Origin of the sequence: Thermoactinospora rubra (assembly GCF_002093975.1) — a bacterium.
GTDB classification, from domain to species: domain Bacteria; phylum Actinomycetota; class Actinomycetes; order Streptosporangiales; family Streptosporangiaceae; genus Nonomuraea; species Nonomuraea rubra_A.
The window spans coordinates 12904-39586 of sequence record NZ_KZ084334.1; the positions used below are offsets into that span (position 1 = coordinate 12904).

Sequence of the window (26683 nt, forward strand, 5' to 3'; positions counted from 1 at the left end):
TCCCTCCGGCGTCACGTTGACACGAACTCGGCGTGCACCTTGGCGAACGCCTCGGCGATGTCGTCGGCGTCGGAATCGGTGTAGGCCTCATTCCACGACACCACCAGCCACGTCCGCCCGATGAGCCGCTCCGCGTTCGGGCACAATCCTTCCGGATAATGCCACTCTTTTCGCGCGGGCGGCGCGGTGAGCGGAAATGCCGAACCGCCATAGAGATTGCGTTCGGCCAGCACCGGATAACGGTAGGCCGGCATGCTCAGGTAACCCGCGGAGACCGGGACGCCCTCGGCGGCCAGCGCTTTCGCCCACTCCTCATTGGACGGCAGAGCCGGGTCGAGCACCACCGGGAACAGCCACACGGCATGACTGTCGAGGTCGGCGGGCACGGTCAGGCCGGGCAGCCCGGCCAGCCGTTCGGCGAGCCGTTTGGCCGTCGCCCGACGCCGGCTGACCACGCCGGCCAGCTTGGGCAGCTGCGCCCGCGCCACCGCGGCCTGCAGCTCGGTCATCCGGTAGTTCATGCCCAGCGACAGGTGCGTGCGCCGCCCGGTGTGCCGGGGCCAACCCTTGTCGGCGAACAGCCGCATCGCCGTCGCCAGCCGTTCGTCGCCGGTGATCGCCAACCCGCCGTCGCCGCTGGTGATGTGCTTGTACTGCTGCAGGCTGAAACACCCGACGTGCCCGGCGGTGCCGGCGAGCGCGCCGCCGGGGAGCTCGGTGAGGTACGCCTGGGCGCAGTCCTCGATCAGCACCAGGTCGTGCGCCCGGGCGAGCTCGGCCAGCTCGGCGATCGGCGCCGGAGCGCCCATCAGGTGCACCGCGATGATCGCGCGGGTCCGCTCGGAGACGTTCGCCTCGACCGAGGCCGGGTCCAGCAGGCCGGTGCGCGGGTCGACGTCGGCGAACACGGGGACCGCGTTCTGCGCCAGGATCGGGATCACCGTACCGAAGTCGGTGATCGGCGTGGTGATGATCTCATCGCCCGGCGCGGGGTCCACCGCGCCCACCGCCAGGTGCAGCGCCGCCGTACCGGAACTGCACGCCACCGCGTGCCTGACCCCGTGGTAGGCGGCGAACTCCCGTTCCAGCGCCGGCACCTCGGTGCCCCCGCTGGCGCACAGGTGGGCGCTGTCCAGCACCCTGCGCACGGCCGCCGCCTCCTCCGGGCCGATGGTACGGCCGGCTGGCTCGGTCGGGCCGGGCAGCGGAGCCGTACGCACGGGTGTGCCGCCGTGCAGCGCGAGCGTGGACATCAGCTCTCCCCGTGCTCGAAACCGTGCTCGAAACCGTGCTCGAAACCGTGCTCGAACCGCACCCGGTTGCGCAGCGTGCCGACGGTGCCGATGCGCACCTCGACCGTGCCGCCGTCGGGCACCGGCCCGATGCCGTCGGGCGTGCCGGTGGCGATCACGTCGCCGCGTTCCAGGGTCATCAGCGCGGACAGCCGCCGCAGCAGCTCGCCCATGCCGAAGATCATCTTGCTGGTGCTGGAGCGTTGCCGGATCTCGCCGTCCACCCGCACCTCCAGCTCCAGGTCCTGCGGGTCGGGCACCTCGTCCGGGCTGACCAGCCACGGGCCGACCGGGCCGTAGCCGTCGATGCTCTTGCTGAGGTCCCACGGATGGCGGGCCTCGATGTCGGCGAGCTGGAAGTCCCGCGCGGTCAGGTCGTTCATGACCGAGTAGCCGGCGACCGCCGTCCGCCAGTCCTCGCCGGCGCCCAGGTTCCTGATCCGGCGCCCGACCACCACCACGAGCTCGCCCTCGTGGTCGATCCGCCGGGTCGCGGGCGGCACGCTGATCTCCGCGCCGTGCCCGGCCAGTGTGTTCGGGCCCTTGAGGAAGATCACCGGCCGTTCCGGCGGCGTGAACCCGCCCTCCTCGGCGTGGGCGCGGTAGTTCAGCGCGAGGCAGACGATCTTCGACATGCCCCGCACCGCCGGGGCGAAGGTGACCTCCTCCTCGGCGAAGGTCCCCTCGGCGCGCGCCGCCGCCAGCTCCGCGGCCTTGGCCGCCAGCTCGGCGCGGTCGGCCCGCTCCAGCAGGTCCAGCGCGTCCCGCGGCGCCGACGGGTCGACCAGCTCGACCGGCACCACGCGGTATCCGGCGCCGTCCGGGCAGCCGATGGCCAGGCGCTGCTCGCCGGCGAGGTGGATGTAGCAAAGCCTCACAGCTGCTCCTTCAACAGGGCTTGGTAGGCGCCGCCGAGCACGGTGCGCCGATCGGCCAGGGAGAGCTCGGCGAAGAGCACCCGGCCGATGGAGTAGCGAAGATCGATGAAGGGGAAGTCCGAGCCGTAGATCACGCGGTGCGCGCCGAGCTCGCCGACCATCCGCGCGAGCCAGCGGCCGGTGAAGAACGATCCGCAGATCTCCAGGTACAGGTTGGGGAAGCGGGCGGCCAGGTCGATGACCTTCGGGAAGCCCTCCGCCACCGCGCCCGCGTGCCCGGCCAGCACCTTCACATCGGGATAGCGCTCGAAGACCTCACCCAGCAGCGCCGGATCGTCCACGTCGGATCCCGTCCAGGTGTGGGTGAGCACGGGGGCGCCGGTCTGCTGCGCCCACTCCCACGCCACCCGGTACCGCGGCCCGTTGAGCGGGTAGCGGTGCAGGTCCGGGTGCAGCTTGACGCCGATCATGCCGGGCGCCCCCGCCCACCTGGCCAGCTCGCCTTCCGGGTCCTGGTGGGGGTTCAGCACGATGTAGGCGCTGAGCCGGTCGGGGAACTCGCGCACGGCCGCCGCGGCCGCCTCGTTGCCGCGCCGCGCGTCCAGCTCGATGCCGTGGGTCGAGGAGAGTACGGCACGCCGTACGCCGCAGCGGTCCATCACCCGCACCATGGCCGCGGCACTCGGGTCGGGTGTGTAGAAGCGGCTGTAGGGGCCGAGGTGGGCATGCGCGTCGATCACGTCCACGCCCCGCAGCGGCGCGCGCTCCAGCACCGGCCCCGTCAGGGCATCGGCCGTCATGCGGCGCCCCGCAGCAGCTCGCGTGCCGATCCGGCGCCGACCGCGCGCACGGCCTCGTCGTCCAGTTCCGACCACAGCAGCCGGGTGACCGCGTCGGCCGGATCGCGTAGCGGCATCCCCGTGCCGAACAGCACGCTGCGCGTCCCGAACCGTTCGACCAGCCACTCCAGGCCGAGGTGGCTGCCCAGGTAGGACAGGTCGACGTGCACGTTGGCGTTGCGGCCGAGCACCCCGGCCAGCTCGCGCAGCTTGCGGTACCCGACCCGGCACACCACCACGTGCAGCTCGGGGCGTGCGCTCGCCACCTGCTCGATCTCGGGCCAGGACGTCTGATCCATGTCCAGCAGCAGCGGCAGACCGGCCTCGGCCATCTCCTCCAGCAGGGGCGCGACGTCCGGTCCGGCCAGCTGGAAGCCGTGGTCGTGCGGATACAGCCGGATCGCCCGCACCCCGCTCGCGACCGCGTTCGCCACGAAGCCGGGTCCGACCTCGCCGCAGGTGTCGGGCAGCCCGACCCAGCACGGCAGGAGCCGCTCGTCGCCGGCGATCTCCTCCAGGAGCAGCCGGTTGCCCTCGGCGGGGTCGTGCCGCCACGCCGCGGAATGCGCGACCAGCGCGCTGCCGATGCGCAGCCGTTCCATGGTCCTGCGCAGCTCGGCGACGCCGCCGTCGCCGACGTCCTCGGCGGGCAGCCGGCCGATCATGGCGTTGACGTCCAGCAGTTCGGTTCGTCTCATGCGGTCCGCTTCGCCTTCCGCACCAGCGCCACCGCGGTCACCACGTCCCACATCTCCTCCGGCTCGGCCAGCAGCAGGTTGTGCGGCAGCCACACGGTCTCCGCGCATGCCCGCTCGCACACCGGCAGGTCCAGCTCGGCGTACCGGGTCGGCACGTGCTCCGGCCGCCACCCGGTGGCCGCCACGTCGAAGTTCCGCTCGGCGAACAACGGCTGGCGCGGCAGCGGGCGCGGGTAGCCCGGCGTGGCCGGGATGCCGTGCTCCTGCAACGCCTGACAGAACTCCGGGAGCGGCGGGCCGCCGAACTCCTCGGCCCGGTACCTGAAGGCGTACAGGTGGTGGGCGTGCGCGGTCGTGCGGGGATCGCGGGCCAGCGGTACGATGCCCGGCAGCTCGGCCAGTTCCCGGTCCAGCAGCTCGGCGCACGCCTCGCGGCGGGCGATCTGCTCCGGCAGGCGCGCCAGCCCGGCCGACAGCACCGCCGCCTGGAACGCCGTGAGCCGCCAGTTGCCGCCGAGGGAGAAGTGGTCGTACCAGCCGAACCCGGGGCGGCGGCCGCAGTTGCGCAGCTCGCGTGCGGTCGCGGCGAGTCGCGCGTCGCCGGTGCTGAGCGCGCCGCCCTCGCCGCCGGTGAGGTTCTTCGAGCCCTGGAACGACCAGGAGCCGAACTCGCCGAACGTGCCGACGGCCTGCCCCTTCCAGGAGGCGCCGTGCGCGTGGGCGCTGTCCTCGATGAGGGCGAGCCCGTGCCGCGAGCAGATGTCGCGCAGGCGGTCCAGGTCGGCCGGGTGGCCGGCGAAGTGCACGGCGATCACCGCTGTGGTGTTCGGGCCGATCGCGGCCTCGACGGCGTCCGGGTCGATGCAGTAGGTGTCGGGGTCGATGTCGGCGAACACCGGCAGCGCGTTGACCTTCAGCACCGCCGAGGCGGTGGCCAGGAACGTATAGGGCGGCACGATCACCTCGTCGCCGCTGCCGATGCCCAGCGCCGCCATGGCGATCTCCAGGCTCACCGTGCCGTTGGTGCAGGTGACGACGTGCTCGGCGCCGAGGAATTCGGCGTAGGCCCGCTCGAAGGCGAGCACCGCGGGCGCGTCGACCCCGTTCCACTCGCCGGATTCGACGACGCGGCGCAGCGCCTCGGCTTCGGCGGCGTCGTGCCGCGGCCACGACGGCCACGGCCTGGCCCGGACCGGGTTGCTGGTGGGCATTCAGCTGTTCCTTTCGATGTCAACCGACTCGATGTGGACCGACTCGATGTGGACCGACCACGTGCCCGCGGCGGGCAGCACCACGTGCGCCCATCCGTCCGCCGTGGTCAGGGGAAGCACGACGTCGTTGAGCCGGACCACCGAGCCCGGTTCCGCCGCCAATCGCACGCCCGTACGGCTAGCGCACGTGAGTTCCGCGCTGGTGCGGCCGTCCGCGCGGGTGAGCACCGCCGACCGAAGCTCACCGGTGACGGCGGCCAGCACCTCGCGGCCGCCGTACTCGATGCGTGTGCCGCTCCACAGCACGGCCGAGGAGATCGCGCCGCCGTCGGCGCGCACCAGGCAGCCGTCGCCCAGCGTGACCGTGGACCGGCCGCTCCGCACGACTGTGCCCGGTTCGACTGCGCCCGCTTCGACTGGGCCCGGCTCGACGGTCAGCTCCGGTGGCTCGGCCGCGTAGGGAACCAGGACGTGGGTGACCGTGCCGGGACGGTAGGTGAGGCTGAGCCCGTGCAGGGTGCCGGCTTCGGCGCCGGCCGTGGTGGGCACCGTGGTGGCGCCCTCCGTGAAGCGGGCCTTGACCGGCGTCGACGGGCTCAGCACGACCAGGCCGGGAGCCGACGACGAACGGTACCCGCCCGGCGTCTCCCGCCAGGGCGACAGGCCGTTCAGGGTCCACTCGAACTCCTCGGCCACCTCGTCGGTGATCACCCAGTAGCCCGGCGTCCCGGCGTCCGGCTTGACCAGCACCACCTGGCGGCGGTGCCGTACGCCCAGCCCGTCGTGCGTGGCGGCCAGCACGTCGGCCACCGGTGACATCAGCACGTGCTCGACCCGGGCGTCGTGCTCGTCGGCCATCTCGCGGCCGGGCAGCAGCACCGTGTTGTGCGCCCGCCCCGCCCGGTACCAGCTCTGGTAGGCCGGGTCGTCGTAGCTGTCCGGGCCGCCCGCCTCCCAGGCCAGCGGCCTGCCGAAGGCGGCGAGCACGAAGTCCAGCACCGTGCGGTGGCTGTGGGTCTCCAGCTCGTGTTCGATCAGCGGCCCGCAGTTCACCACGGCGAACAACCCGCCCTCAGCGGCCCGCTGCACGGCGAACTTGCTGTGCGCCAGCCAGGCCGACCGCTCGGGGGCGGCCGCGCTCGGCGCCCGCTCGAACTCCTCGACCGGGTCGCCGCGGCCGGGCCGGGGCGGCAGCCAGGACAGCACCTCGGCGATCCGCCCGGCGGGCAGCCCGCGCACCGCCGCGTCCTTGTAGTGCGGCCGCTCCAGCAGGTAGTGGCCGCGCAGCAGCAGCTCGGCGCTGCGGACGAGATGCGAGTCGTTGAACGGCGGCACCCAGCCCCCGGGCGAGGTGATCGACAGCAGCCAGTCGTGCATGGCGGCGAACCGGGGGTGCGCGACCAGGTCCCAGCCGAGCCGCTGCTCTCCCGCGATCGCCGCGAACTGCAGCGCGCCCAGGCACATCGTGTGGTAGGACGGCGCCCGCTCGTAGTGGCCGCCGTCGGCGTACACGTCCAGCTCCAGGTGTTCGAGCAGCCGCCGGTGCGCCAGCCGCGCCCACCCGGCCGACTCGGCCGCCTCGGGCAGGAACGCCGCGATCTGGGCCAGGACCGAGCACCCGGCCAGCTGCCAGTTGCCGTGCCGGAACGCGGTGTGCTCCTCGGCCAGCCAGCGCGCGCCGCCGAGCACCGTCTTGAGCATGCGCGCCCAGCTCGCCTCCGGCATGGCCGTGCCGAAGACGTGCAGCGCCTCCATGAAGACCTGTGCCCGGCCCGCGACGCCCAGGGTGTACCAGACGACGTCCAGCCCGGGCCACTCGCCCTTCACCGAGTCGCGGGAGGCGTACCAGGCGTCCACGATGGCGGCGAACTCGGCGAGGTAACGCTCGTCGCCGGTCAGGGCGTAGGCGCGGGTGAGCGGCTGTGCCCAGTGGAGGTAGTGGAAGCCGTAGAGGCCGGACCTGCCGTGTGCCGGGTCGAGGAAGTCCACCGGCTTGCCCAGCAGCTTCTCGGCCTGGGCGAGAGTCGCCGCCCTGGCCTGCGGCCCGGCCCGGCGGGCCCACCGCAGCGGGTCCATCGCCGGGGCGACGTCCCGCCCGGCCAGGTGGTCACGCAGCGCGGCGATGCTCGGGGCGCCGAAGGCGGCGAGCAGGTCGGCGTCGGGGATGTGCCGCATGCGGCGGGTGTCCACGTGCGGCGGCTTCTCCACGAAGCCGGTCATAGGTCCGGTCATGGGTCCGGTCATGAGCCCACCGGCACCGGCCGGCCGCTGTCGATCGAGGCGTGCACGGCCTCCAGCACGGCGGTCACGTGCAGCGAGCTCTCCAGCGTGATCAGCGGCTCCCGGTCGTGCGCCACGCAGTCGATCATGTGCCAGACGGCGTCGCGCGCCGCGCCCGCCGCACGGCCGTGCACGGTGCGCAGCAGCAGGTTGCGGGGGTAGGTGAAGTCCTTCTGCGTGGCGATCTCGATCTGCTCGCGCTTGCGGTCGAGGTGGATCACCCCGTCCGTGCCGATCACCTCGACGAACGAGTCGGTCATGGTGGGGAAGGTGTTGGGGTAGGTCCAGCAGGCCTCGAAGGTGGCGATCCCGCCGCGGGCGAACCGCGCCTGCGCCTGTATGGCGTCCGGGGTGTCGATGCCCCTGCCGCGCAGCACCCCGGACACCGCGTTGGCGTAGACCTCGACGATCGTGTCGTCGAACAGCCAGCACATCAGGTCGATGTCGTGGCTGGACAGGAACCACGCGGGGGTGGTGCCCGCCGCCCACGGCAGCATCTCGGTCGGCACGTAGATGGTGTCGTTCTTGCGGGCGTACCCGAGCACCGGCGCGCCGAGGTCACCGGCCTCGATCCGGCTCTTGGCCTGCGCGTAGGCCGGCACCCACCGGTGGTTGAACAGCGTCATGCCCTTGACCCCGGCACGCCGGACCGCGGCGAGCGCGCGCTCGGCGTCGGCGACGGAGGTGGTGAACGGCTTTTCCACCAGGACGTGCTTGCCGGCCTCGGCGGCGGCGACGACCACGTCGGCGTGGTGGTGGTCGGGGGTGGCGACCACCACCAGGTCGACCTCGGGGTCGCTCACGAGTGCCTCGTGGTCGAGGTGCACCCGGGCGCCCGTCTGCTCGGCGAGCGCCGCGGCGCCGGCCTCGGTACGGCTCGACACGGCCGTGAGCACCGCCGCGTGGTGGCCGGCGACGGCTTCGGCGTGCGCCCGGCCCATGATGCCCGCGCCGACGATGCCCACCCGCACTGCGTCCATGGTTCGATGACTCCTTAGTTGGTGGCGGCGAGCAGGTCGTTCCACTCGCGCTCGGCGTCGGCGAGCGCCTGCTGCGCCGTCTTCGTGCCGGACATGAAGGCCCGGATCTGCTCCCGCAGCCGCTCGCGCAGCTCCTCGTCCTTACCGGTGCCCATCGACGACAGCGTGGTCTTGGGCAGCTGCTTGGCGATCTGCGCGCGCGCCTTGTCGATGAGGCTGTCGTCCTTGGGCTGGCTGAACAGCGGATCCTTCAGCGACTCCACCGTCGAGGGATAGATGGGGGCGAGCTTGCAGAACGCGGTCTGGTTCGCGGCGTTGGTGAGGTAGAGCGCGAACTCGGCCGCGGCCTTGACGTTCTTGCTCTTCGCGGGCACCACGAAGGTCTGCTGGTCCGGCACGACGTAGGTCCCGGCCGCGCCGAGCGCGCCGGGGCCGACGGCCATCTTGGCGTACACGTCGGGGTTGTTCTTCTGCAGGCCCACCAGGACCGCGGGGAAGCTCAGCGCCGCGAAGGCGACCTGCCGGTTGGCCAGCGTCTGCGGGTACTGGCGCTCGTCCTTGACGGTGGCGCCGGGGGCGATCGCGCCGTCCTTCATGCCCTGCGCCCACTGCTTGAGTACGGCCTGCGCCTGCGGGGTGTTGAACCCGGCCTTCTTCTTGTCGGGCGTCAGCAGCGGCACGCCCTCCATCTCCAGGATGATGTCGTTGGGGATGCCGTTCATGCCGTAGGTGGCGGAGTCGGCGGCGTGCACGCGCTTGCCCCATTCCATCGCCTCAGTGAAGTTCTCCGGCGGGTCGGCCGGGTCGAGGCCGGCCTTCTTGACCAGCTCGGTGTTGATGATCGACACCGGGGAGCCGCCGTTGTACCAGGGCAGGCCGACGAGCTTGCCGTCGCGCTCCAGCGGCGCGAGCAGCGTCGGCTGGTAGCCCTTGCGCTGCTCCGGGGTGACGTAGGGGGTCAGGTCGGCCAGCGCGGGCACGAACTGCTCGAGGTTCAGGTTGGTCAGGTTGACCACGTCCGGCACGTCGCCGCTGGCGACCGCGGACAGCAGCTTCGGCACCACGTCGTTGCCCGGCACGTCGACCCACGTCAGGGTGACGTCGGGGTGGTCCTTGCGGTAGCCGTCGATCAGGCCCTGGACGTAGTCGCCGAAGTTCTTCTTCAGGTTGATGGTCCAGAACGTCAGGTTGACCGGGCCGCTGCCGCCGCTCGCCGTGTCGTCCTTCGACGTGCCGGGGACGCAGGCCGTCACGCCGACGGCGAGCGCCGCGCAGGCGGCGAGCACTCTGATTCTTCTGCGGACTGACACCGATGGCCTCCGGGGATCGGTGGGGTGGTTGACACCCTGCTGACTGGGGGGCTAGCTTCGCCTTAATTTCTACGGTCCTTAAAGGCTGTTCCGGACCAAGGTTATAGCGAGCGGTGTGGGTGTCAAGAGCAACCAGCGGTCGAGCACGAGCCCCCGGCACAGAACCCGACACAGAAGGGTGTGGTGAATGGTCACGACAGGCCTGCCACGACAGGCGGCGTCCACCGGGACCCCTGCCGCGCCGGCGGGACGGCGAAGACGGCGCCCGCTGACCGTCCCGTTCCTCTTCCTCGCCCCGGCGCTCGTGCTGCTCGCGGTGTTCTTCCTGTGGCCGGCGGTCACCGCCGTCCAGCTGGCGTTCTTCTCCTACGACGTGGTGAGCGCGCCGCAATGGGTGGGCCTGGCCAACTTCGGGCAGATGATGCAGGACCCCCGGTTCTGGAAGGCGCTGGGCAACTCCGGGCTGTTCCTGGTGCTCATGCTGCCGATCCTGGTGTGCGTGCCGCTGCTGCTCGCGGTGCTGGTGAACATGCCGCTGCGCGGGATCAAGGCGTTCCGCGTCATGTACTACCTGCCGGTGGTCACCTCGATGGTGGTCGTGGCGATCGCCTGGAACTACGTCTTCCACCAGCGCGGCGTGCTGAACTGGCTGCTCACCTCGCTCGGCCTGCTCGATGAGCCCGTCCAGTACCTGCTCGAACCGGGCTGGGCGCTGCCCGCGCTGGTGCTCGTGGAGAGCTGGAAGTCCATGGGGTACTACATGGTGATCTACCTGGCCGGGCTGCAGTCCATCCCGCGCGACCTTTATGAGGCGGCCGAAGTGGACGGCGCGAACGCCTGGCAGCGGCTGGCCAGCATCACCACCCCGCTGCTGCGGCCGTACGTGGCCGTGGTGCTCGTGCTCGGCGCGATGGACGCGATGCAGGTGTTCACCTCGGTGTTCGTCATGACCCAGGGCGGGCCGCAGGACGCCACGATGACGCTCGGCTACTACATCTACGACTCGGCCTTCCGCCGGTTCGACGTCGGCTACGCCAACGCCATGGGCATCGTCCTGTGGGCGATCCTCGTGGTGTTCTCCGTGGTCAGCTACCGCACGACCAGGGGAAGGATGGTGAGCGCCTGATGTGGCCGGCCCGCCGGATCGGCCTGTACGGTGTCCTGTCGCTCATCGCGGCGCTGTTCGTGCTGCCGTTCCTCATCCTGCTGTCCTCCAGCCTCAAGCCGGCCACGCAGCCGCTGCACGAGTTCCCGCCGCAGCCGGTGCCGCTGCCCCCGGTGCTCGACTGGTTCGCCGAGGCGTGGACGAAGATCGACTTTCCGGTCTACCTGTGGAACTCCGTGCTGCTGGAGATCCTCACCCTGCCCGCCTACCTGCTGATCTCGGCCTTCGCCGGATACGCGCTGGCCTGCTACGACTTCCGTGGCCGGCAGCTTGTGTTCTACCTGATCGTCTCCACGATGTTCCTGCCCGGCGAGGTCATGCTGGTCCCCCGGTTCCTCGTGGTGTCGCAGCTGGGCATGGTCGACACCTTCGCCGGGGTCGTGCTGCCGGGTCTGATGTCGGCGTTCGGGATCTTCCTCGCCCGCCAGGCGTTCGAGCAGCTGCCCAGAGAGCTGTTCGACGCCGCCCGGATCGACGGCGCGGGCCACTGGCAGACGTTCTGGCGGGTCGCGCTGCCGCAGGTCCGGCCCACGCTGGCCACGCTGGCGATCTTCGGCTTCATCAACGTGTGGAACAACTTCATCTGGCCGCTGGTGGTGCTGTCCAGCGAGGACAAGTACCCGCTCGCGCTCGGCCTGGCCTACCTGGCCGGCACGTTCGGCGACGACCAGCGCAGCATGGCCGCCGGCACGGTGATGGCCGCGCTGCCGGTGGTGGTCTTCTTCATCGCCATGCAACGGCACTTCGTCGAGGGACTGAAGGGTTCGGTCAAGGGCTGATGCGCATCGGGCTGGTGGACCTGGACACCTCGCACCCCGGCGAGTTCGTGCCCATCGTGCGCGCGCTCGGGCACGAGGTGGTGGGGGTGGTCGACGGCGGCACCGTGTGGGACCGCGGGTACGCGCACGAGTTCGCCGCCCGCCACGGCATTCCCCACGTGTTCGGCTCCTGCGCCGAACTCGCCGCCGAGGTGGACGCGGCGTTCCTGCACGGCTGCGACTGGGACGCGCGTGTCGAACGCGCGGCGCCGTTCGCGGAGGCCGGGGTGGCCCTGCTGGTCGACAAGCCGTTCGGCGGCGACACCGCGACGATCCGCACGCTGCTGGAGTGGGAGCGGGGCGGGCTGCGCGTCACCGGCGGCTCGTCGCTTCGCTGGTGCGCGGAGGTCGCCGGCTTCGCGGCCGGCGGCGAGCGGCCGCACTTCGCGCTCACCGGCTGCTCCGGCGATCCGTTCGACTACGGGATCCACGCCTACTCGATGCTGCACGGGCTGCTCGGCCCCGGCGTGGTCGCCGCCAGGCACCTCGGCGGGTACGGCCAGCAGCGGGTGGAGCTGCGCTGGTCCGACGGGCGCACCGGCATGGTGTCGGTCGGCGAGACGGCGGAGCGGCACCCGTTCCACGCCACCGTTCTCACCGGATCGTCGGTGACCCATCTCACCGCGGCGCCCGGCGGCCTCTATGCGAGCTTCCTCGCCGCCGTGCTGCCCGGCCTCGCGGGCGAGGCGCCCCTGCCGCCGCTGCCGGAGCTGGTCGAACCGGAACTGGCCGCGCTCGCCGCGCTGATGTCGGAAAGGGACGGCGGGCGCTGGGTGGCGCTGGACGAACCGGCGCTGGACACGGTGCGCTACGACGGCGCCGGGTTCGCCGCCCGGTACCGGGCGGCCCGGCGGGGCACCGCATGATGAGGGTCCTGGACACCGTGGTGTCGTTCCGCCCGGTGCCGTTCACCACGACGCTCATGCTCAGCTCCGGCCCGATCACCGGCCTCACCGAGGCCCTGGTGGAGGTGACGGTTCTCGGCCCGGCCGGCCGGCCGGCGCGCGGGCGGGGTTCGGTGCTGCTGTCCTACCCGTGGACCGGCGAGCCCGGCGGCGACGCCGCCATGCGGCAGACGGCCGAGCGGTTCGCCAGGGACGCGACCGGCCTGACGGCGGCCGACCCGCTGCGGCTCGGCGTCGAGCTGACCGGCGACCTCACCACGCTGACCGAGATCGTCTGCGCCGCTCCGCTGGACGCGGCGCTGCACGACGCCTGGGCGAACGCGCTCGGCGGCCGCGCCTACGAGAACTACACCGCCGAGCACCTGGCCGGCGACCTCGGCGACTATCTCGGCCCGGAGTTCCGCGGCCGCTACCCGGCGGACTTCCTGCGCGCCGTGCCCCGGCCCGCTCTGCCCGTGCAACACGTGGTGGGCGTCGGCGATCCGCTCACCCCCGGCGAGGGCGGCCGGCCGCTCACGGACTGGATGGCGGCCGAGGGCGTGCGCTGCTTCAAGGTGAAGGTGGCGGGCCGGGACCCGGTGGCCGACGCACGCCGGATCGCCGACGTGTACCGGGTCGCCACGGCCGGCGGGCGAAGCGTGTGGTTGTCGCTCGACCCCAACGAGGCCTACTCCTCGCCGGAGGCGGCGGCCGAGCTGCTGCACGCGCTCGCCCGCCTCTCCCCCGCCGCCCACCGGGCGGTGCGGTACATGGAGCAACCGGTGCCGCGGGACTCCACGGCGGACATGAGCGGGCTGGCGCGAATGCTGCCCGTGCTCGCCGACGAATCGGTCACCGGCCTGGCCGGCTTCGCGAGCCTGCGGTCGCGCGGCTGGCCGGGCCTGGCGTTGAAGACGGCCCGCGGTCACACGCTGAGCCTGCTGGCGTACTGCTGGGCCCGCCGGCACGGGCTCTTCACCGCCATGCAGGACCTCACCTGCACCGGCGACGCGCTGCTGCACTCGGCCGCGTTCGCGTCCTATCTGGACTGCTCGGTGCCGACGCTGGAATGCAACAGCAGGCAGTACGCCCCCGAGGCCAACACCGGCCGGGCGGGCCTGCTGGCGGTCCGCGACGGCGAGCTGAGCCTGAGCGCGCTACCGCGGAAAGGGATCAGATGACCCTGTTACGTTTCCCGGTCCCCCGGCCCCGCGCCTCCTACCCCGAGCCGGGCCGCTTCCACGCACCGCCGGGCGCGGCCGTGCACTGCTCGCCCGGCGCCCAGCGCGCGGGCCGCATCGTGGCGCGGGCCACCGGGCTCCCCCTGCGCCTGGCCGGGCACGAGCCGCGGATCGTGGTCGCGCCGGAGCCCGAGGCCGGGCGGCTCCACCCGCCGCGCCGGCCGGACGGCTTCGCGGTGCGGGTCGCGCCGGACCGGATCGAGCTGGCCGCCGCCGGCCTCCGTGCCCTCGGCTACGCGGCCACCGTCCTCGCCGAGCGGGGTCTCGGCTGCGGGCGCGTGGTCGACTTCGCCGACCTCGCCGTCCGTGCCGTCCACCTCGACCTCAAGGGCCCGATGCCCGCGCCGGCCTACCTGACCGGCCTGCTGGCCGAACTTTCGCGGTGCCGCGTCAACGCCGTGCTCGTCGAGTACGAGGACAAGTTCCCCTACAGCGCGGGCCTCGGGCTGGCCGGCGCGCAGGCGCTCACCCGCGAGCAGCTGCGGGAACTGCTCGACGCCGCCCGGGAGCACGACATCGACGTGATCCCGCTGGTGCAGTGCCTGGGCCACAACGAGCACGTCCTCGCCCACGAACGCCACCGGGCGCTGGCCGAGGACGACCGGCACGCCGACCTGTGCCCGGCCCTGCCCGGATCGCTGGAGCTCGTCGGCGCGCGGCTGGCGGAGCTGATCGCCGCGCACCCGGACGCGAGGCTGGTGCACATCGGCGGCGACGAGCCGTGGTCGCTGGGCCGCTGCCCCCGCTGCCGGGCCTACGCCGCCGAGCACGGCAAGGCCCGGCTGTGGGCGGACTACGTGGCCCGGGTGGCGCGGATCGTGGCCGAGGCCGGGCGCACGCCGGTGGTGTGGGACGACGTGCTGCACGGGCAACGCGACCTGTCCGTCGTGGACCTCCTGCCGGCCGGGACCGTCCTCATGCAGTGGGAGTACTGGGAGCACACCGAGCACACGGGGCACATCCGGTGGGGCGCGCCGCCGAGCATGGTCGCCCCGGCGGCGTTGCGCGACGACCCCGAGGCGCTGCCGGGGTTCCCGGCCAACGGCGTGCTGCACGACCTGGAATCCCTGCCCGAACACGAGCAGGACGTGCTGCGCGCGGTCAAGTACGACCACGGATCCCGCTCGCTGGCCTGGCTGCGCGGGCTCACCGCGCTCGGGGTGCCCGTGCTGGGCGCCGCCGCCGCGCGCGGCGCCGACGGCGAGGACGTCTGCGCGCCCCGGTGGCATCGGCGCATCGGCAACATCACGCAGTGGGCCCGGCAGGCCCGAGCCGCCGGCGCGCTGGGCGTGGTCACCACCGCGTGGTCGGCCTACAGCGCGGTCACCGCGCCCTGCGAACCGCTCGCCACCGCCGAGCCCGGCTTCGCGGCGTCCGGCCTGCTCTACTGGAACGCCGACCTCGGCGAATCCGAGCTGGACGCCGCGCTCGACGGGATGCCGCGCCTCCTCCGCCTGCTGGACAGCGCCGAGCCGCACCACTGGGCGGCGGCACGACGCGCGTTCACGGCACGGGAAGGCGGCACCCTGTGGGCGCTGCTGGCCGAACACGCCGACATCGAGGCCCGCACCGCCGAGGCCGCTCGCGCCGCGGCCTTCCACATCCACGCCGCCGAGGCGAAGTCCCCGGCGCTGGCCTGGGCGCGCGCCGAGGTGGCGGGCCGATGCTCGGCTCTGGTGGCCGAGTGGCTGGCGTGGCGGGAGGCGTTCGCCCGCGAGCTGCGCACCCACTACGTGCCCGCCGCGGCCGACCACGTAGCCGCCGTGAAGGCGGCCGAGCCGCTGCACCGGCTGCGCGCGCTGCTGGACGCGCTGTGAACACGACCCCTGCGGACACGACCCTGCGAACACGACCGCTGTGAACACGACAAGGAGGAAGCGATGGAGATGAGGGGATTAGACCGGCGGCAGGTCCTGCGCGGCGCGGTGCTCGGCGGTGTCGGGCTGGCCGGCTTATCGGTGTTCGGCACCTCCCGCGCCCCGGCGCTGGCCGACACCGCCGACTACACCTCGCGTGCCGCGTTCGACGCGCTCGACCTCGGCTTCAACAACGGCGACGGACTGAAGAACGAGACCAACGAGAGCTTCGGCCAGCTCGGCTGGGGCGAGTCCTACGTGCTGCAGTCCTACCTGCTGATGTACGAGGCGAACGGCGACGCCTACTACCTGGACAAGGCCGCCGACCACATCGACAGCGTGCTCGCCAACCGGGACCACGTGCGCGGCGTGACCGACTGGAAGGGCCGTTCCCTGCCGGGCTGGCGGCTGGGGCACCCGTACTCGTGCGGCGAGCTGTTCCTCAAGGACGCCTCCGGCACCGAGATCCTGCGGCTGCGCTCGCCACGGGCGTACTCCAAGCTCATCGAGGTCACGGTGAGCGAGGGCACCAACCCCGGCACGTTCAAGATCTACGCCAGGCATCCGCTGCCCAGCTTCAACAAGCCGGGCGACCCGTGCGAGGAGACGCACGACAACCTGTCGATGGATCCGGGCAGCCCCGACTACGTGGTGCGCAGGCTGTGGGACGGCTTCAGCATCAACGACGTCGGGCTCACCGCGAAGGACCTGCGGCCCTCCCCCGCTCCCGGCCCGAACCCGATGCCGCTGTCGGCGACGATGGCCGCGCCGTTCTTCCACTCCTCCGTCCACACCGGCCAGATCGCCTACCCCATCGCCAAGTACGCCCGGCTGGTGGCCCGCTCTCCGCGGCTGCGCCGGAGCAGGTCGATGCGGGCGCGGGCCGCCGAGTACTACCAGGCCGCCGCCGCGGCGCTCCACATCCACGACGACGAGGTCCGCACGACCCCCGCCGGTGGCGCGCTCTACGGCTACCACAAGGGCGACCCGGTGAACCTCGACGGCTCGGACCTGCCGCACAACTACTCGACCAGCATGGCGCGCGGGTGGCTGGAGCTCGCGATGGCCGGCCAGGACCCGGAACCCCGGGCCAGGGCCGAGGCACTGGTGCGCAACTTCCGCGACGACATCAAGCGCCTTCCCGACGGCACCGGCTCGTGGACCTACTACTGGACCGGCGGCGACTGCTACCGCGGCTGGACGCGGGAGAGCGGAATCTCGGAGAACATGCCGGCCATCGGCGCGGGCACGCGCGGTGAGGACATCTCGCACGGGCACATCGAGATGACCATGGCGATCACCGCGCACCTGGCCGGGGTGCTGTTCAACACCCCGGACATGCGCATGCTGGCGAACACGCTGACCCGCAAGGTGCTCAAGACGCAGGACGGCAGGCCCGTGACCAGCAACTGGGTCGACGGGTCCGGGGTGACGACCGGTTACCGCCAGATCGTGGCGGGCTGGCTCGGGCTCGCGCCGTTCGCCGAAGACCGCACCGCGTTGGTCGGCACGGTTCACCAGATGCTCCGGGACACCAACCCGGTGCCCGGCTCGGTGACCATGTACGCCTCGGCGTGGTTGAACTGGGCTACCCGCGTATCCCCGTGAGTCGCCCGGCGGCACCGGCGGATTCGCCCGGTATGGGGTTAGAGAGCGCTGTATGTGCCAGAGGGGCCTGAGGAAGCGTTCGCAACGGAGGGACGCTTGTGATGGCTCCGAACTCGCGCTCCACAAGACCGGAACCCCTGCACCACCAGCCCGCCGTACGACTCGTCTACTCGGTCAACGACGCGGTGACGCTGCACAGGCGGCTGCCGAGCCGTCTGGGGCCTGCCGCGGGGCCGGGCTGGCCGGATCACGGCCAGCCCGGCGCTCCACCGCAGCTCGCCCAGCCCGCCATCCAGACGGGCGCTCACGTGGTCCTGGCCGGCTGGAAGACGGCGCGCACGCAGCCGTCCAGCTTGTGCTTGAACAGCTCGTATCCCTTCGCGCCCTCCTCCAGCGGCATCGGATGGGTCAGCAGGAACGAAGCGTCGATCTCGCCCTTGGCCATCCGGTCCAGGATCATGGGGATGTACCGGTGCCCGTGCTGCTGGCCGCTGCGCAGCGTCAGGCCCTTGTTCATGAGCGCGCCCATGGGGAACTTGTCGACGAAGCCGAGGAAGACCCCCAGCACCGCCACCGTGCCGCCCTTGCGGCACGCCTGGATCGCCTGGCGCAGCGACAGCCCGCGGTCGGTCTGCAGGCGCAGGGCCTGCTTGACCCGGTCATAGGCGTACTGCCCGCCGGTCCCGTGACTCTCCATGCCCACGGCCTCGATGCACACGTCCGGTCCCCGCCCGCCGGTGGCCTCCTTGAGCGCCTCCAGCACGTCGGTTTCCTCGTAGTTCAGCGGCTCGGCGCCCACCCGGCCGGCGGCCATGGCCAGGCGTTCCGGGAAGCGGTCGATGGCGATGACACGTTCGGCGCCCATCAGATAGGCGGCCTTGGCGGCCATCTGCCCCACACCGCCGCAACCCCACACCGCCACCACGTCGCCGGGCCCGACCCCGCCCATGTCGGCGCCCATCCAGCCGGTGGGCACGGCGTCGGAGGCGAAGACGGCGCCGGCATCGGGCACCGCGTCGGGCACGGGGAAGGCGTTGACGTCGGCGTACGGCACGCGCACGTACTCGGCGTGGCTGCCGGCGAACCCGCCCATCGCGTGCGAGTACCCGAAGATTCCCGCGGTGGCGTGGCCGTTGAGCGCCTCCAGGAACCCCGGATCGGGGTTGGTGTTGTCGCACAGCGACCACATCTGGGAGCGGCAGTAGCGGCAGCGGCCGCAGCCGATGATCGAGCAGACCGTCACCCGCTCGCCGACCCGCCGTTCCCGCACGTCCGGCCCCACCTCGGCCACCTCGCCGAGGAACTCGTGGCCGATGACGTCCCCGGCCATCATGGTCGGCACGTATCCGTCGAGGAGGTGCAGATCCGAGCCGCAGACCGAGCTGGCGGTGACGCGGACGATCGCATCCTGCCGGTTGAGGATGGTCGGGTCGGGGACCTCCTCAACCGCCACCTCGTTGATCCCCGCCCAGCACAGCGCCTTCATCGCGCGCCCCTTCTCATCAACGTGCGCGCCACCGGCAGCGCCACCCGGCCCACCGGGGTGCGGTGCCCCTCGGGCTGGTCGTCCACGCGCAGCACCTCGCCGGTCTCCAGCAGCTGCTTGATCTCCCGCAGCCGCCGCCGGGCCGCCCCGTCGGCGTCGCGCACGGCGATCTCGCAGCCCCGGCCGCCGGGTGCGGCGCTGATCCGCACCTCGTGCCGCTCGGACAGGCCGGCCAAGGCGTCGGGACGGCCCGTGCCGCTCAGCTCCGCCGGATCGGCCTCGACGGTGACGACGTACCATGCCGCGCCCCGCCGTGCGGCTCGTCGCCGGCGTGCCCGGCCGTACCGGACCGCGACAGCCGTACCGCCCGCTGCCAAGGCGGCCACCGCCAGATCTCGCTTGAGCCTCATGGCGGACCCCTTCCAGTGGTCGAACCCCGCCTCTGCCCCAGCGGCACGGCCCAAACACGCCGGACGGCGGGCGACGGTACGGCGGCCATCCGCACGAACCGGTCGGTCACCGGCTACACACGCGAAGGTGCGACGCGCCTGGCCAGGACGAGCCCCGCGACGATGAGCGCCGCGCCGAAGCCGAGGAAACCCAGATCCCACAGCAGCTGATCGGGGCCGTGACGGACGTGGTGCACGCCGAGGAGCTGGCGATCGATGATGCCCTCGACCACGTTGAAGACGCCCCATCCAGTGATGATCCACCCGGTGAGCTCCCGGCCCGAGACCGGGCCGATCCGCGCGAGCGCCGCGATCCCCAGGCAGACCAGGACGAGGCACCCCAGGTGGAACAGGCCATCACCGATCATGTTGAGCCGGTCGTCGTGGGGATACCAGCCGGTGAGCATGTGGTGCCAGCCGAGGAGCTGGTGCAGCACGATCCCGTCGGCGAACCCGCCGATCCCCAGGCCGAGCATCAGCCCGGCGACACGAGTGGAAGCCATGGGGGGCCGCTACCCCAGACGAGACGATCGCCTCGCAGCGTGCCCCCGTGGCAGGTGAACCGTTGTCGTCTTGTGAGCTGTCGTCTTGTGAACGTCCGCTGCCCGCGATGGCGCCGGAAGGGGGTAGGCGGCGGGCATGATGGGACGAGCGCTGTGGCAGGGGTTGGTCGCCGGCACGGTGGGAGCCGTGGCGATGACGCTCGGCGAGAAGGCCGAGCAAGGCGCGGCGCCTCCGACGCCAAGGGCCGGCTGCCAAACCAGCACACCGCCACGGTCGGCCGGATCACGTCGAGCAGTTCCACGGCCGCGGTGTGCGGTCCAGCCGCTGCCGTCGGCGTCCACGTGGGTGGCCACCACGTCGGCTGCCGAGCCCGGGCGCGTAGTGGCAGCTCCCTCGCGCAGGTCCCACGCCGCGGCGCTGTAGATCGGGCAGCCAGCCGTACCCCTTGAGCAGCAGCATCGGCGTGTTACCGGCAACAGGCATGGAACGCGCCTGCCTAAGCCGAAAGCCTCCGGTCATGCGGAGGACCCTCCACTCGACGGGGATGAGGCCATCGAGGGTCTCAGGCGTCGTCCGCTCTCCTTGGACGGCCCGGCGTGGTAGGGCTCGCCGGCCGTACGGGCAGGGGCCGGCTCTCGCCGCGGGCGAGGCAGTGGACGCGGTCGGCCACCCCGGCCTCCTCGGCGTGCCGCTGGAAGTCCTCCAGCGGCGAGGTGAACACCGTGTAGTCGTCGTAGTGGACCGGCAGCACCGTCCGCGGGTTCATCAGGTGCACCCAGCGGGCGCCCTGCTCCCCCGTCATGGTCACCAGGAGCATGCCGAGCAGCTTGGTGCCGCCCAGGTGGACGACGGCCACGTCGATGTCGGGGAACCGGATCGGGATGCTGGCCAGAAGGCGATGGTCCATCAGGGTGTCGCCGCTGATGAGCAGGCGCAGGGCGACCCGGTCGTGGAGATCGCGGAACTCGAGCATGCTCCCCATGACGGGCGGCAGCAGCCACTGCGCGGGACCGGGCGCGTGGCGCGCCGGCAGGGCGGTGATCTGCACCGTGCCGCCGCCGCGGCGGCGCAGCGCGGTGTCATGCCACACCTCCAGGCCGGTCGCCGCGCCGAAGCCCTGCCGCCGCAGCCTGCGCGCCGCCTGCGGCGTGGTGACGATCGGCGTGTCCCGGTCGAGCCCTCTGCGCGCCACCCGGTCCCAGTGGTCGCCGTGCAGGTGGGACAGCACGACGGCGTCCAGTGCCGGCAGCTCGCCGATCTCGAGCGCCGGATCGGTGCGGCGGCGTGAGGTCAAGCCGTACCCCAGGTAGGCGCGCTGGCCGCGGTGGAGGAAGTTCGGGTCGGTGAGCAACGTGAAGCCGTTGCACCGGATGAGCGTGGTGGCGTTGCCGATGAACAACACGCTGTCCGGAGAGGGCATGGCCCCTCCTCGGGAGTGGTTCGTATAGGGTCTTCAGCCCGCTGCGGCGCCGTGTCGGGCCGCTACCCACGGCAGGCTGCGGCATTCCTGGCGACCCCGGCGGCATGCGCGAGACCACCGGCGACGCTGCGATGAACGACGCTGCACTGAACTCGGCCGGCGTTGTTTACAACGCTAGATACAACGATGTAAAACGGGATAACCATTGGGTCAGGAGTGTGATGGGATGCCACTGGACGACATCACCCGGCGACGGGTGCCCGGCCTCGGCCCAGGACCTCCCGTTCTCACCGGTTACGGCGGAGCGGCGAGCCGGGAGGGGCCACTCAGCGGCGGGCGGTCCTCACGACGTGCACCGTCACCACGAACGCCGCCCGCCAGGTGGCGCCGTCTCCGGACGAGGTGGCCAAGCCGCTCGACCGGCCGGGGCCGCCTTCTCCCCCGCCGGTCCGGCCCGGCAACCTGACCACGCTCACCACGCTGACCGTGCCGGTACTGATCCTGTCCACGCTGACGCAGCACTACGTCATCGACGGCACTTCCCCAGCGGCTCGAAAGGCTGACACATGCGCATCGCAGCGGTCGCTTCGCTCGTCCTGTCCTTATTCTCCGCTCCTTCCTTCTACGCCAACCCGGTGTCGGCCTCCTTCGCCGACACCTTCGCCGACCCGGCGGTCATCCGGGGGCTCGACGGCTACTGGTACTCCTACGGCACGTCCGACCCGCTGCGTGAGGGCGAGGGCAAGCACCATCGGCTGCCCATCGCCCGCTCCGGCGACCTGGTGAGCTGGGAGTACGTCGGGGACGCCTTCGGCGAGGACAACCTGCCGCCCTACGCCGCGCCGGAGACCATGCTGTGGGCTCCGGACGTCCGCTACCTCGACGGGCGGTACGTCATGTACTTCACCGTCACCAACACCGCCGGCACGCCGCACCCGTGGGACTTCTCGATCGGGGTCGCCACGGCGCCGTCGCCGACGGGACCGTGGACCCACCAGCCCGCTCCCGTGGTACCGCCGCGGCCGGCCGGGGACTCGTACTGGAACACGATCGACCCGGCGCAGTTCACGGACGTCGACGGGCGGAAATATCTCTACTTCGGGGGATTCTTCGGAGGGGTGTGGGTCACCGAGCTCACCCCTGACGGGCTGAAGACCGTGGGGCAGCCCACGCAGGTCGCGATCGACAACAAGTTCGAGGGCGCCTACGTCGTGCGGCGCGACGGGTTCTACTACCTGCTGGCCTCCTCCGCCAACTGCTGCGCGGGCCCCACCACCGGCTACTCGGTGCTGGCCGGGCGGGCCACCAGCCCGCGCGGACCGTTCGTCGACCGGGAGGGGCAGCCGCTGCTCGCCTCCCGCGCCGGCGGCACCCCGGTCCTGGACCAGAACGGCAACCGCTGGATCGGCGTCGGCCACCACTCGCAGCTGACGGACCTGTCCGGGCAGGACTGGATGCTCTACCACGGCATCGACCGATCGGACCCGTTCCTGGACGAGCCTTACGGCATCAACGAGCGGCCCATGCTGCTGGACCGGCTGGACTGGATCGACGGCTGGCCGGTGGTGCGCGCCGGGGCCGGACCGTCGGAGCGGTCGAAGCAGACACCGGTCACGCGCGGGTTCGTGGACGAGCGTTTCACCGATCCGGGCTTGCCGGGATGGCGCGGCGTGGACGGCTGGGCCGTACAAGACGGATATGTACGGCACAGCGCCGCCGGCGGCCAGGCGACGCTCACCGCCCGCCGCGGTGTCGGCGGGGACGTGCGCGCCGAGACCGACCTGCGGGTGGCGACCGGCCGCTCGGGAGGGCTGCGGATCGGCCGGGCGACCGCTGTGGTGTCCGGCGACGAGCTGGTCGTGAGCGCCGGCGGGGCACGCCGTACGGCCGCGCTGCCGGGCGGCGCGGCGACCTGGCGCAACCTGGCCGTCACGGTCGAGGGCCGGACGATCACCGCCCAGGCCGGCTCGGCCGACCGGATCGGCAGTCCCGAGGCCATGGTGCGGCTCGACTCGCCGGTGCCGCTGTCGGGTGCGTTCGGGCTGGTCGCCGACGGCCAGGCCGACTTCGACAACGTGAGCGTGGCGCGGCTGTACACCCCGGTCACCCGCCCGGCGCCGGTGCCTCGTCCCGGCCGGTTGCTGGACGGCGACGAGTTCGACGGCCGGGGCAGCGGCTGGCAGTGGGTGCGCGAGGACGCCGCCGCCCGCGTCGCCGACGGCGTGCTGCGCTGGCCGGTCCAGGGCTCCGACCTGGTGGGCACGGCCAACACCGCGAGCGTGCTGCTGCGCACCCCGCCGGAGGGCGACTACATCGTCGAGACGAAGGTGACCCTCGACCTGGGCGAGGACGCGGTACGCAACTACCAGCAGGCCGGCCTGGTCGCCTACGTCTCCGACGACGACTTCGCCCGCCTCAGCCAGGTGGCCATCTGGAACACCCGGCAGGTGGAGTACGGCAGGGAGCTCCCGTTCGCCGGCCGCCTGTCCTACGGCGGGAACATCGTCGGCCCGCCCGCCAAGACCACCTGGCTCCGGCTGGCCCACCGCGTCGACCCGGCCGACGGCGAGCACGAGTTCCGCGCCGGCTCCAGCCGCGACGGCAAGACGTGGACGTGGGGCGGCGTGTGGACGTTCCCGAAGGACACCGCGCCACGCATCGGGCTGGTGGCGCACGGAGGCGCGCAGCCGGCCGTCGACGCCGAGTTCGACTACGTGCGCGTCTACCAGGGCAGGTGATCGACCCCTCGCCGGGCACCCACGGCGGGCCGGCGGCTCCGTGACGGACGGCCGCCGGTCCGCGCGGCGAGCGAAAGCCCGGCCGCGCGTGTGAACCGGCTCATCGGTGGTAGCCGGTCAGCGAAGACGACGACCCAGGGGGCACCATGACCGAGCGCCTGACCGACGAGGAGATCGACACCGCTCTGGCGGCCCTGGGGGGCTGGCGCCGGGACGGCGACGCCCTGGTCAAGGACGTGCCGATCACCCCGGACAGCTACGGCTGGCTGAGCGAGGCGGTGAGCAACGAGGCCGACGCGCTGGGCCACCATCCTCAGATCCAGCGCACGGAGGACGGCATCCGCTTCCGGCTGTCGACCCACAGCGCGGGCGGGGTGACGCCGCGGGACGTCGAGCTCGCCGCGCACATCGACCAGGTCCTCGCCGGCGGGGCCCGTGACCGCGGCTGACGCGGCCTTGGCCGGCGCGCTTGGCCGTACCATTGTCGAACATGTCGGCGATAAGCGGCCGGCAGGCCCGGAGGGTGGCCATCACGTCCCGGCGGCTGTGCGGGCCGGCCCCAGAGCTGCGGGACGTGTCGCATCACGCCTGGACCGGCGCATGCTGACGCTCGAGGCGGTCCACACGGGCGTGCGGGTCGACAGGCTGCTAAAACGACCTGGCCGCCTTCGTGCTGCGGGAGCCCCGTGACGGCGTGCCGGCGGATCGTGCCCGACAGTGACGCTCCGCCTGGAGAGCCTGGACGCATCCGGCGGTCGCGGTCCACGGGGCCGCTCAGCGGCTGCCGGCCTCCTCAGCCGCCTCGTGCTTTGTCCTGGCCCTGGCGGCGGAGCGAGAGCACGGCCGCCGCGGCGCCGAGCCCGAGGGTGACCGCGACCAGCCCCCAGCCGAGTCCCTTGCGTTCGAGCCCGAGTATGGCGTCGACCGACAGCTTGCCCGGCCCGTGCACGGCCAGGGCGGCCGCGCCGGCACCCAGCACGAGCGGGTACTCGAAGCCGCCGTGCTGGGTCCACAACCCCTTGGGAAGGTGGGCCGAGACGATCGCGTTGGTCATGGTGGCGATGAGGCCGGCCGAGGACAGCGGCGTCGCCGCGCCCAGCGCGATGCCGGCGCCCGAGCCGAGCTCGCCCAGCCCGGCGGCCATGCCCATGAGCCTGCCGTTCGGGTAGCCGAGCGCGGTCATCATCTCGCCGGTCCCCTCGGGGCCGCCCCCGCCGAACCAGCCGAACAGCTTCTGCGCGCCGTGCCCCATGAGGAGCATCCCCGCGGGCACCCGGAGCAGCAGCACCCCGATGTCTTCTGCTGTCACCTTCATGACCGGCTCCTACCCCTTTGACCAGCCATCATGAAGGATGTCCCGATGGTGTCCGGTGACGCCCACGGCCGCGTCCGCCTTCCGCGCGGTCCAGCTGGGCAGGTCGACGGGCTCGTTGACGCTGCCTCGGCCGGCGACCGCCCATACCGCCTTGGCCTCGCCGTCGCCGATGTCGGACACGCGGTGCGGGGTCATGGAGTCGAAGACGATCGAGTCGCCCGGGCCGAGGTCGACGGTCTCGAACTCCAGCTGCACGCGCGCAGCTGCCCGTAGAGGACGCACCCGTATTCGCGGCCCGCGCGCCGGTGCAGCCGGCCGGCCGTCAAGCGGTGGCACACCCTGTGCTCCTCGATCGCCGACCTGACCACCGGCACGTTCCTCCTCGCCGAGGCAACCCGTGCGAGTCGGAGTTCAGGGCGCTGCCGTGGAACCTCCACGACGGCCCGGGAAGCTGACAGCCCGACCGCGACCGCGCCGGCGAGGGCGACGCGCCGCCCGGCTCAGCGACCTGTTCACGAAGCGTCGGCTGTTACCGGGAGGGCCGGGCCCGCCGATCTGCTCGCCGCCTTCGTGAGTTCAGTCCGGCCGAACCCACGGCGGGCCTGTCGCCGAAAGAGCTGTCATCCCTGCCGGGCATCGGGCCGCCGGCGCGCCATGAGAACTCCCCCGAGCTTGCTCTCGGCCGAGCTCAAGGTCATCTGCGCCTCGACCGTGAAGCCGGCGTCGTCGAGCCAGGCGGCCGCCTGGTCGGGCCGGCGGCGATGGACGTAGACCTGCATCGGGTGGCCACCGTAGCCCTGGGTGATCAACCGGGACTCGTCGCCGACGTGGAAGCCGAGGAGCAGGGGGCCGCCGGGCCGCAGCACCCGCCGGAAGTGCGTGAGGACCCGGCCGATCTCCTCGTCGGGAACGTGGATCAGCGAGTACCAGGCGACCAGGCCGGCCATCGAGGCGTCGGCGAGGTCGAGGTCCGTCATGGAGCCGACCTCGAACCGCAGGCCGGGGTGCTCGCGCCGAGCCACCTCGATCATCGCGGGCGACAGGTCGATCCCGAACGCGTCCACGCCCAGCTCCCGCAGGTGGGCCGTGATTCTCCCGGACCCGCACCCCACGTCGGCCACCGGCCCCGGGCCGGTGGCCCGCACCAGGTCGGCGAACAGCGCCAGGAACGCGCGTTCGTAGGGTGTTTGATCGAGCAGGTCGCGCACCTGGTCCGCGTAGCTCTCCGCGACGGTGTCGTAGGACGCCCGGGTGTCGGCCAGCCAGCCTTCGGCGATCATGCCGGACAAGGTAGCCCACGTGAGCTCGGCGCCGTCATCCGATCCCGCATGCTCCCCCGGGTTCCTCGGGCCCGAGCGTGGCCAGGAGCCTGCGGGCCTCGTCCTTGCCGAGGGCGGCGATGGCGGCCCGGCTGATCCGGTCGACCTCCGGGCTCGGTCCGCCGCCCGGCGCGAAGGTCTCCTCGTCGCGCATGAGCGCTTCGACCTCGTCGAGGACGCGCCGCTGCGCCGCCGTCAGGTCGGTGTGCGTGGCGCGGTACCGAGACAGCTGCTCCAGCCATAAGCGGCTGCGCGTCCGCGCCGGCAGCCGAGCGTAGATCTCGCGCCTGCGGGCCATGGGATGGGCGCTGAACTCGTCATAGGTCTCAGGGAGACGGTCCTCACCGCCTGCCGGGGGGTGCTGCTCTTCGTCCATGATCTCCTGCCGGAAC

25 protein-coding genes are annotated in these 26683 nt (G+C 72.3%); 8 read left to right on the forward strand and 17 right to left on the reverse strand.

What is annotated here, in order from left to right; genetic code table 11:
* Nucleotides 1-11 precede the first annotated feature (11 nt).
* The 8 genes from BSB02_RS13740 to BSB02_RS13775 are packed head-to-tail and all read right to left on the reverse strand — an operon-like array spanning nt 12 to nt 9464.
* Entirely contained in the window at nt 12-1253 is a 1242-nt protein-coding gene (locus BSB02_RS13740; protein ID WP_084959174.1) for a DegT/DnrJ/EryC1/StrS family aminotransferase, read from the reverse strand.
* Nucleotides 1253-2170: a fumarylacetoacetate hydrolase family protein gene (locus tag BSB02_RS13745; RefSeq protein ID WP_084959175.1), complete on the reverse strand. Its 918-nt coding sequence runs from the start codon at nt 2168-2170 to the stop codon at nt 1253-1255. Before BSB02_RS13745 ends, BSB02_RS13740 begins: the two co-directional genes overlap by 1 nt.
* On the reverse strand, nt 2167-2970 hold the full coding sequence (locus BSB02_RS13750) for an amidohydrolase family protein (protein ID WP_084959176.1): 804 nt from the start codon (nt 2968-2970) through the stop codon (nt 2167-2169). Before BSB02_RS13750 ends, BSB02_RS13745 begins: the two co-directional genes overlap by 4 nt.
* Complete coding sequence (locus BSB02_RS13755; RefSeq protein WP_084959177.1) at nt 2967-3707, reverse strand: amidohydrolase family protein; 741 nt, start codon at nt 3705-3707, stop codon at nt 2967-2969. Before BSB02_RS13755 ends, BSB02_RS13750 begins: the two co-directional genes overlap by 4 nt.
* A complete protein-coding gene (locus BSB02_RS13760; RefSeq protein WP_084959178.1) occupies nt 3704-4918 on the reverse strand; it encodes a DegT/DnrJ/EryC1/StrS family aminotransferase in 1215 nt (404 codons plus the stop codon). The genes BSB02_RS13755 and BSB02_RS13760 overlap by 4 nt, the downstream gene beginning before the upstream one ends.
* Entirely contained in the window at nt 4919-7150 is a 2232-nt protein-coding gene (locus tag BSB02_RS13765) for a heparinase II/III family protein (protein WP_158088622.1), read from the reverse strand.
* An 8-nt stretch (nt 7151-7158) separates the two neighbouring features.
* Nucleotides 7159-8178 carry a Gfo/Idh/MocA family protein gene (locus tag BSB02_RS13770; RefSeq protein ID WP_084959180.1) on the reverse strand — a complete coding sequence of 340 codons (1020 nt, stop codon included), beginning with the start codon at nt 8176-8178 and terminating at the stop codon, nt 7159-7161.
* A 14-nt stretch (nt 8179-8192) separates the two neighbouring features.
* The gene (locus BSB02_RS13775) at nt 8193-9464 is read right to left on the reverse strand and encodes an ABC transporter substrate-binding protein (RefSeq protein WP_158088623.1); all 1272 of its coding nucleotides are present in this window, start codon (nt 9462-9464) and stop codon (nt 8193-8195) included.
* A 211-nt stretch (nt 9465-9675) separates the two neighbouring features.
* Between BSB02_RS13775 and BSB02_RS13780 the strand changes: the two genes are divergently transcribed.
* From BSB02_RS13780 to BSB02_RS13805, 6 genes are all read left to right on the forward strand, one after another.
* The gene (locus BSB02_RS13780; RefSeq protein ID WP_084959182.1) at nt 9676-10614 is read left to right on the forward strand and encodes a carbohydrate ABC transporter permease; all 939 of its coding nucleotides are present in this window, start codon (nt 9676-9678) and stop codon (nt 10612-10614) included.
* Complete coding sequence (locus BSB02_RS13785) at nt 10614-11432, forward strand: carbohydrate ABC transporter permease (protein WP_084959183.1); 819 nt, start codon at nt 10614-10616, stop codon at nt 11430-11432. Before BSB02_RS13780 ends, BSB02_RS13785 begins: the two co-directional genes overlap by 1 nt.
* Nucleotides 11432-12337 (forward strand): Gfo/Idh/MocA family oxidoreductase, encoded by a 906-nt coding sequence (locus BSB02_RS13790; RefSeq protein ID WP_084959184.1) that lies wholly within the window; start codon nt 11432-11434, stop codon nt 12335-12337. The genes BSB02_RS13785 and BSB02_RS13790 overlap by 1 nt, the downstream gene beginning before the upstream one ends.
* Nucleotides 12334-13536, forward strand: coding sequence for an enolase C-terminal domain-like protein (locus BSB02_RS13795; protein WP_143590622.1), 1203 nt, complete (start codon nt 12334-12336; stop codon nt 13534-13536). The genes BSB02_RS13790 and BSB02_RS13795 overlap by 4 nt, the downstream gene beginning before the upstream one ends.
* On the forward strand, nt 13533-15413 hold the full coding sequence (locus BSB02_RS13800; protein ID WP_084959186.1) for a family 20 glycosylhydrolase: 1881 nt from the start codon (nt 13533-13535) through the stop codon (nt 15411-15413). Before BSB02_RS13795 ends, BSB02_RS13800 begins: the two co-directional genes overlap by 4 nt.
* Before the next feature lie 69 nt (nt 15414-15482).
* Nucleotides 15483-17060 (forward strand): hypothetical protein, encoded by a 1578-nt coding sequence (locus tag BSB02_RS13805; protein WP_143590626.1) that lies wholly within the window; start codon nt 15483-15485, stop codon nt 17058-17060.
* Between the two features lie 304 nt (nt 17061-17364).
* On the opposite strand, the gene BSB02_RS13810 is transcribed toward BSB02_RS13805, so the two are convergent.
* The 5 genes from BSB02_RS13810 to BSB02_RS13830 all read right to left on the reverse strand — a co-directional run bounded on the left by BSB02_RS13810 (nt 17365) and on the right by BSB02_RS13830 (nt 21428).
* Nucleotides 17365-18546: a zinc-dependent alcohol dehydrogenase gene (locus BSB02_RS13810; protein WP_084959188.1), complete on the reverse strand. Its 1182-nt coding sequence runs from the start codon at nt 18544-18546 to the stop codon at nt 17365-17367.
* On the reverse strand, nt 18543-18956 hold the full coding sequence (locus BSB02_RS13815; protein WP_084959189.1) for a hypothetical protein: 414 nt from the start codon (nt 18954-18956) through the stop codon (nt 18543-18545). The genes BSB02_RS13810 and BSB02_RS13815 overlap by 4 nt, the downstream gene beginning before the upstream one ends.
* A 113-nt stretch (nt 18957-19069) precedes the next feature.
* A complete protein-coding gene (locus BSB02_RS13820) occupies nt 19070-19498 on the reverse strand; it encodes a DUF2243 domain-containing protein (RefSeq protein ID WP_084959190.1) in 429 nt (142 codons plus the stop codon).
* Between the two features lie 563 nt (nt 19499-20061).
* Nucleotides 20062-20919: an MBL fold metallo-hydrolase gene (locus BSB02_RS13825; RefSeq protein ID WP_084959191.1), complete on the reverse strand. Its 858-nt coding sequence runs from the start codon at nt 20917-20919 to the stop codon at nt 20062-20064.
* A 326-nt stretch (nt 20920-21245) separates the two neighbouring features.
* The gene (locus tag BSB02_RS13830) at nt 21246-21428 is read right to left on the reverse strand and encodes a hypothetical protein (RefSeq protein WP_084959192.1); all 183 of its coding nucleotides are present in this window, start codon (nt 21426-21428) and stop codon (nt 21246-21248) included.
* Nucleotides 21429-21485: 57 nt separating this feature from the next.
* On the opposite strand from BSB02_RS13830, the gene BSB02_RS13835 reads away from it, so the two are divergent.
* Nucleotides 21486-23657 (forward strand): glycoside hydrolase family 43 protein, encoded by a 2172-nt coding sequence (locus BSB02_RS13835; RefSeq protein WP_084959193.1) that lies wholly within the window; start codon nt 21486-21488, stop codon nt 23655-23657.
* A 146-nt stretch (nt 23658-23803) separates the two neighbouring features.
* A complete protein-coding gene (locus tag BSB02_RS13840; protein WP_084959194.1) occupies nt 23804-24106 on the forward strand; it encodes a 4a-hydroxytetrahydrobiopterin dehydratase in 303 nt (100 codons plus the stop codon).
* 344 nt (nt 24107-24450) lie between these two features.
* Here BSB02_RS13840 and BSB02_RS13845 read toward each other — a convergent pair whose 3' ends face one another.
* The 4 genes from BSB02_RS13845 to BSB02_RS13860 form a co-directional block, all read right to left on the reverse strand.
* Entirely contained in the window at nt 24451-24972 is a 522-nt protein-coding gene (locus BSB02_RS13845) for a DoxX family protein (protein ID WP_084959195.1), read from the reverse strand.
* 9 nt (nt 24973-24981) lie between these two features.
* Nucleotides 24982-25227: a cupin domain-containing protein gene (locus BSB02_RS13850; RefSeq protein ID WP_084959196.1), complete on the reverse strand. Its 246-nt coding sequence runs from the start codon at nt 25225-25227 to the stop codon at nt 24982-24984.
* 365 nt (nt 25228-25592) lie between these two features.
* The gene (locus tag BSB02_RS13855; protein ID WP_084959197.1) at nt 25593-26252 is read right to left on the reverse strand and encodes a class I SAM-dependent methyltransferase; all 660 of its coding nucleotides are present in this window, start codon (nt 26250-26252) and stop codon (nt 25593-25595) included.
* 34 nt (nt 26253-26286) lie between these two features.
* Complete coding sequence (locus BSB02_RS13860) at nt 26287-26667, reverse strand: bacteriocin fulvocin C-related protein (protein ID WP_084959198.1); 381 nt, start codon at nt 26665-26667, stop codon at nt 26287-26289.
* Nucleotides 26668-26683: the final 16 nt, after the last annotated feature.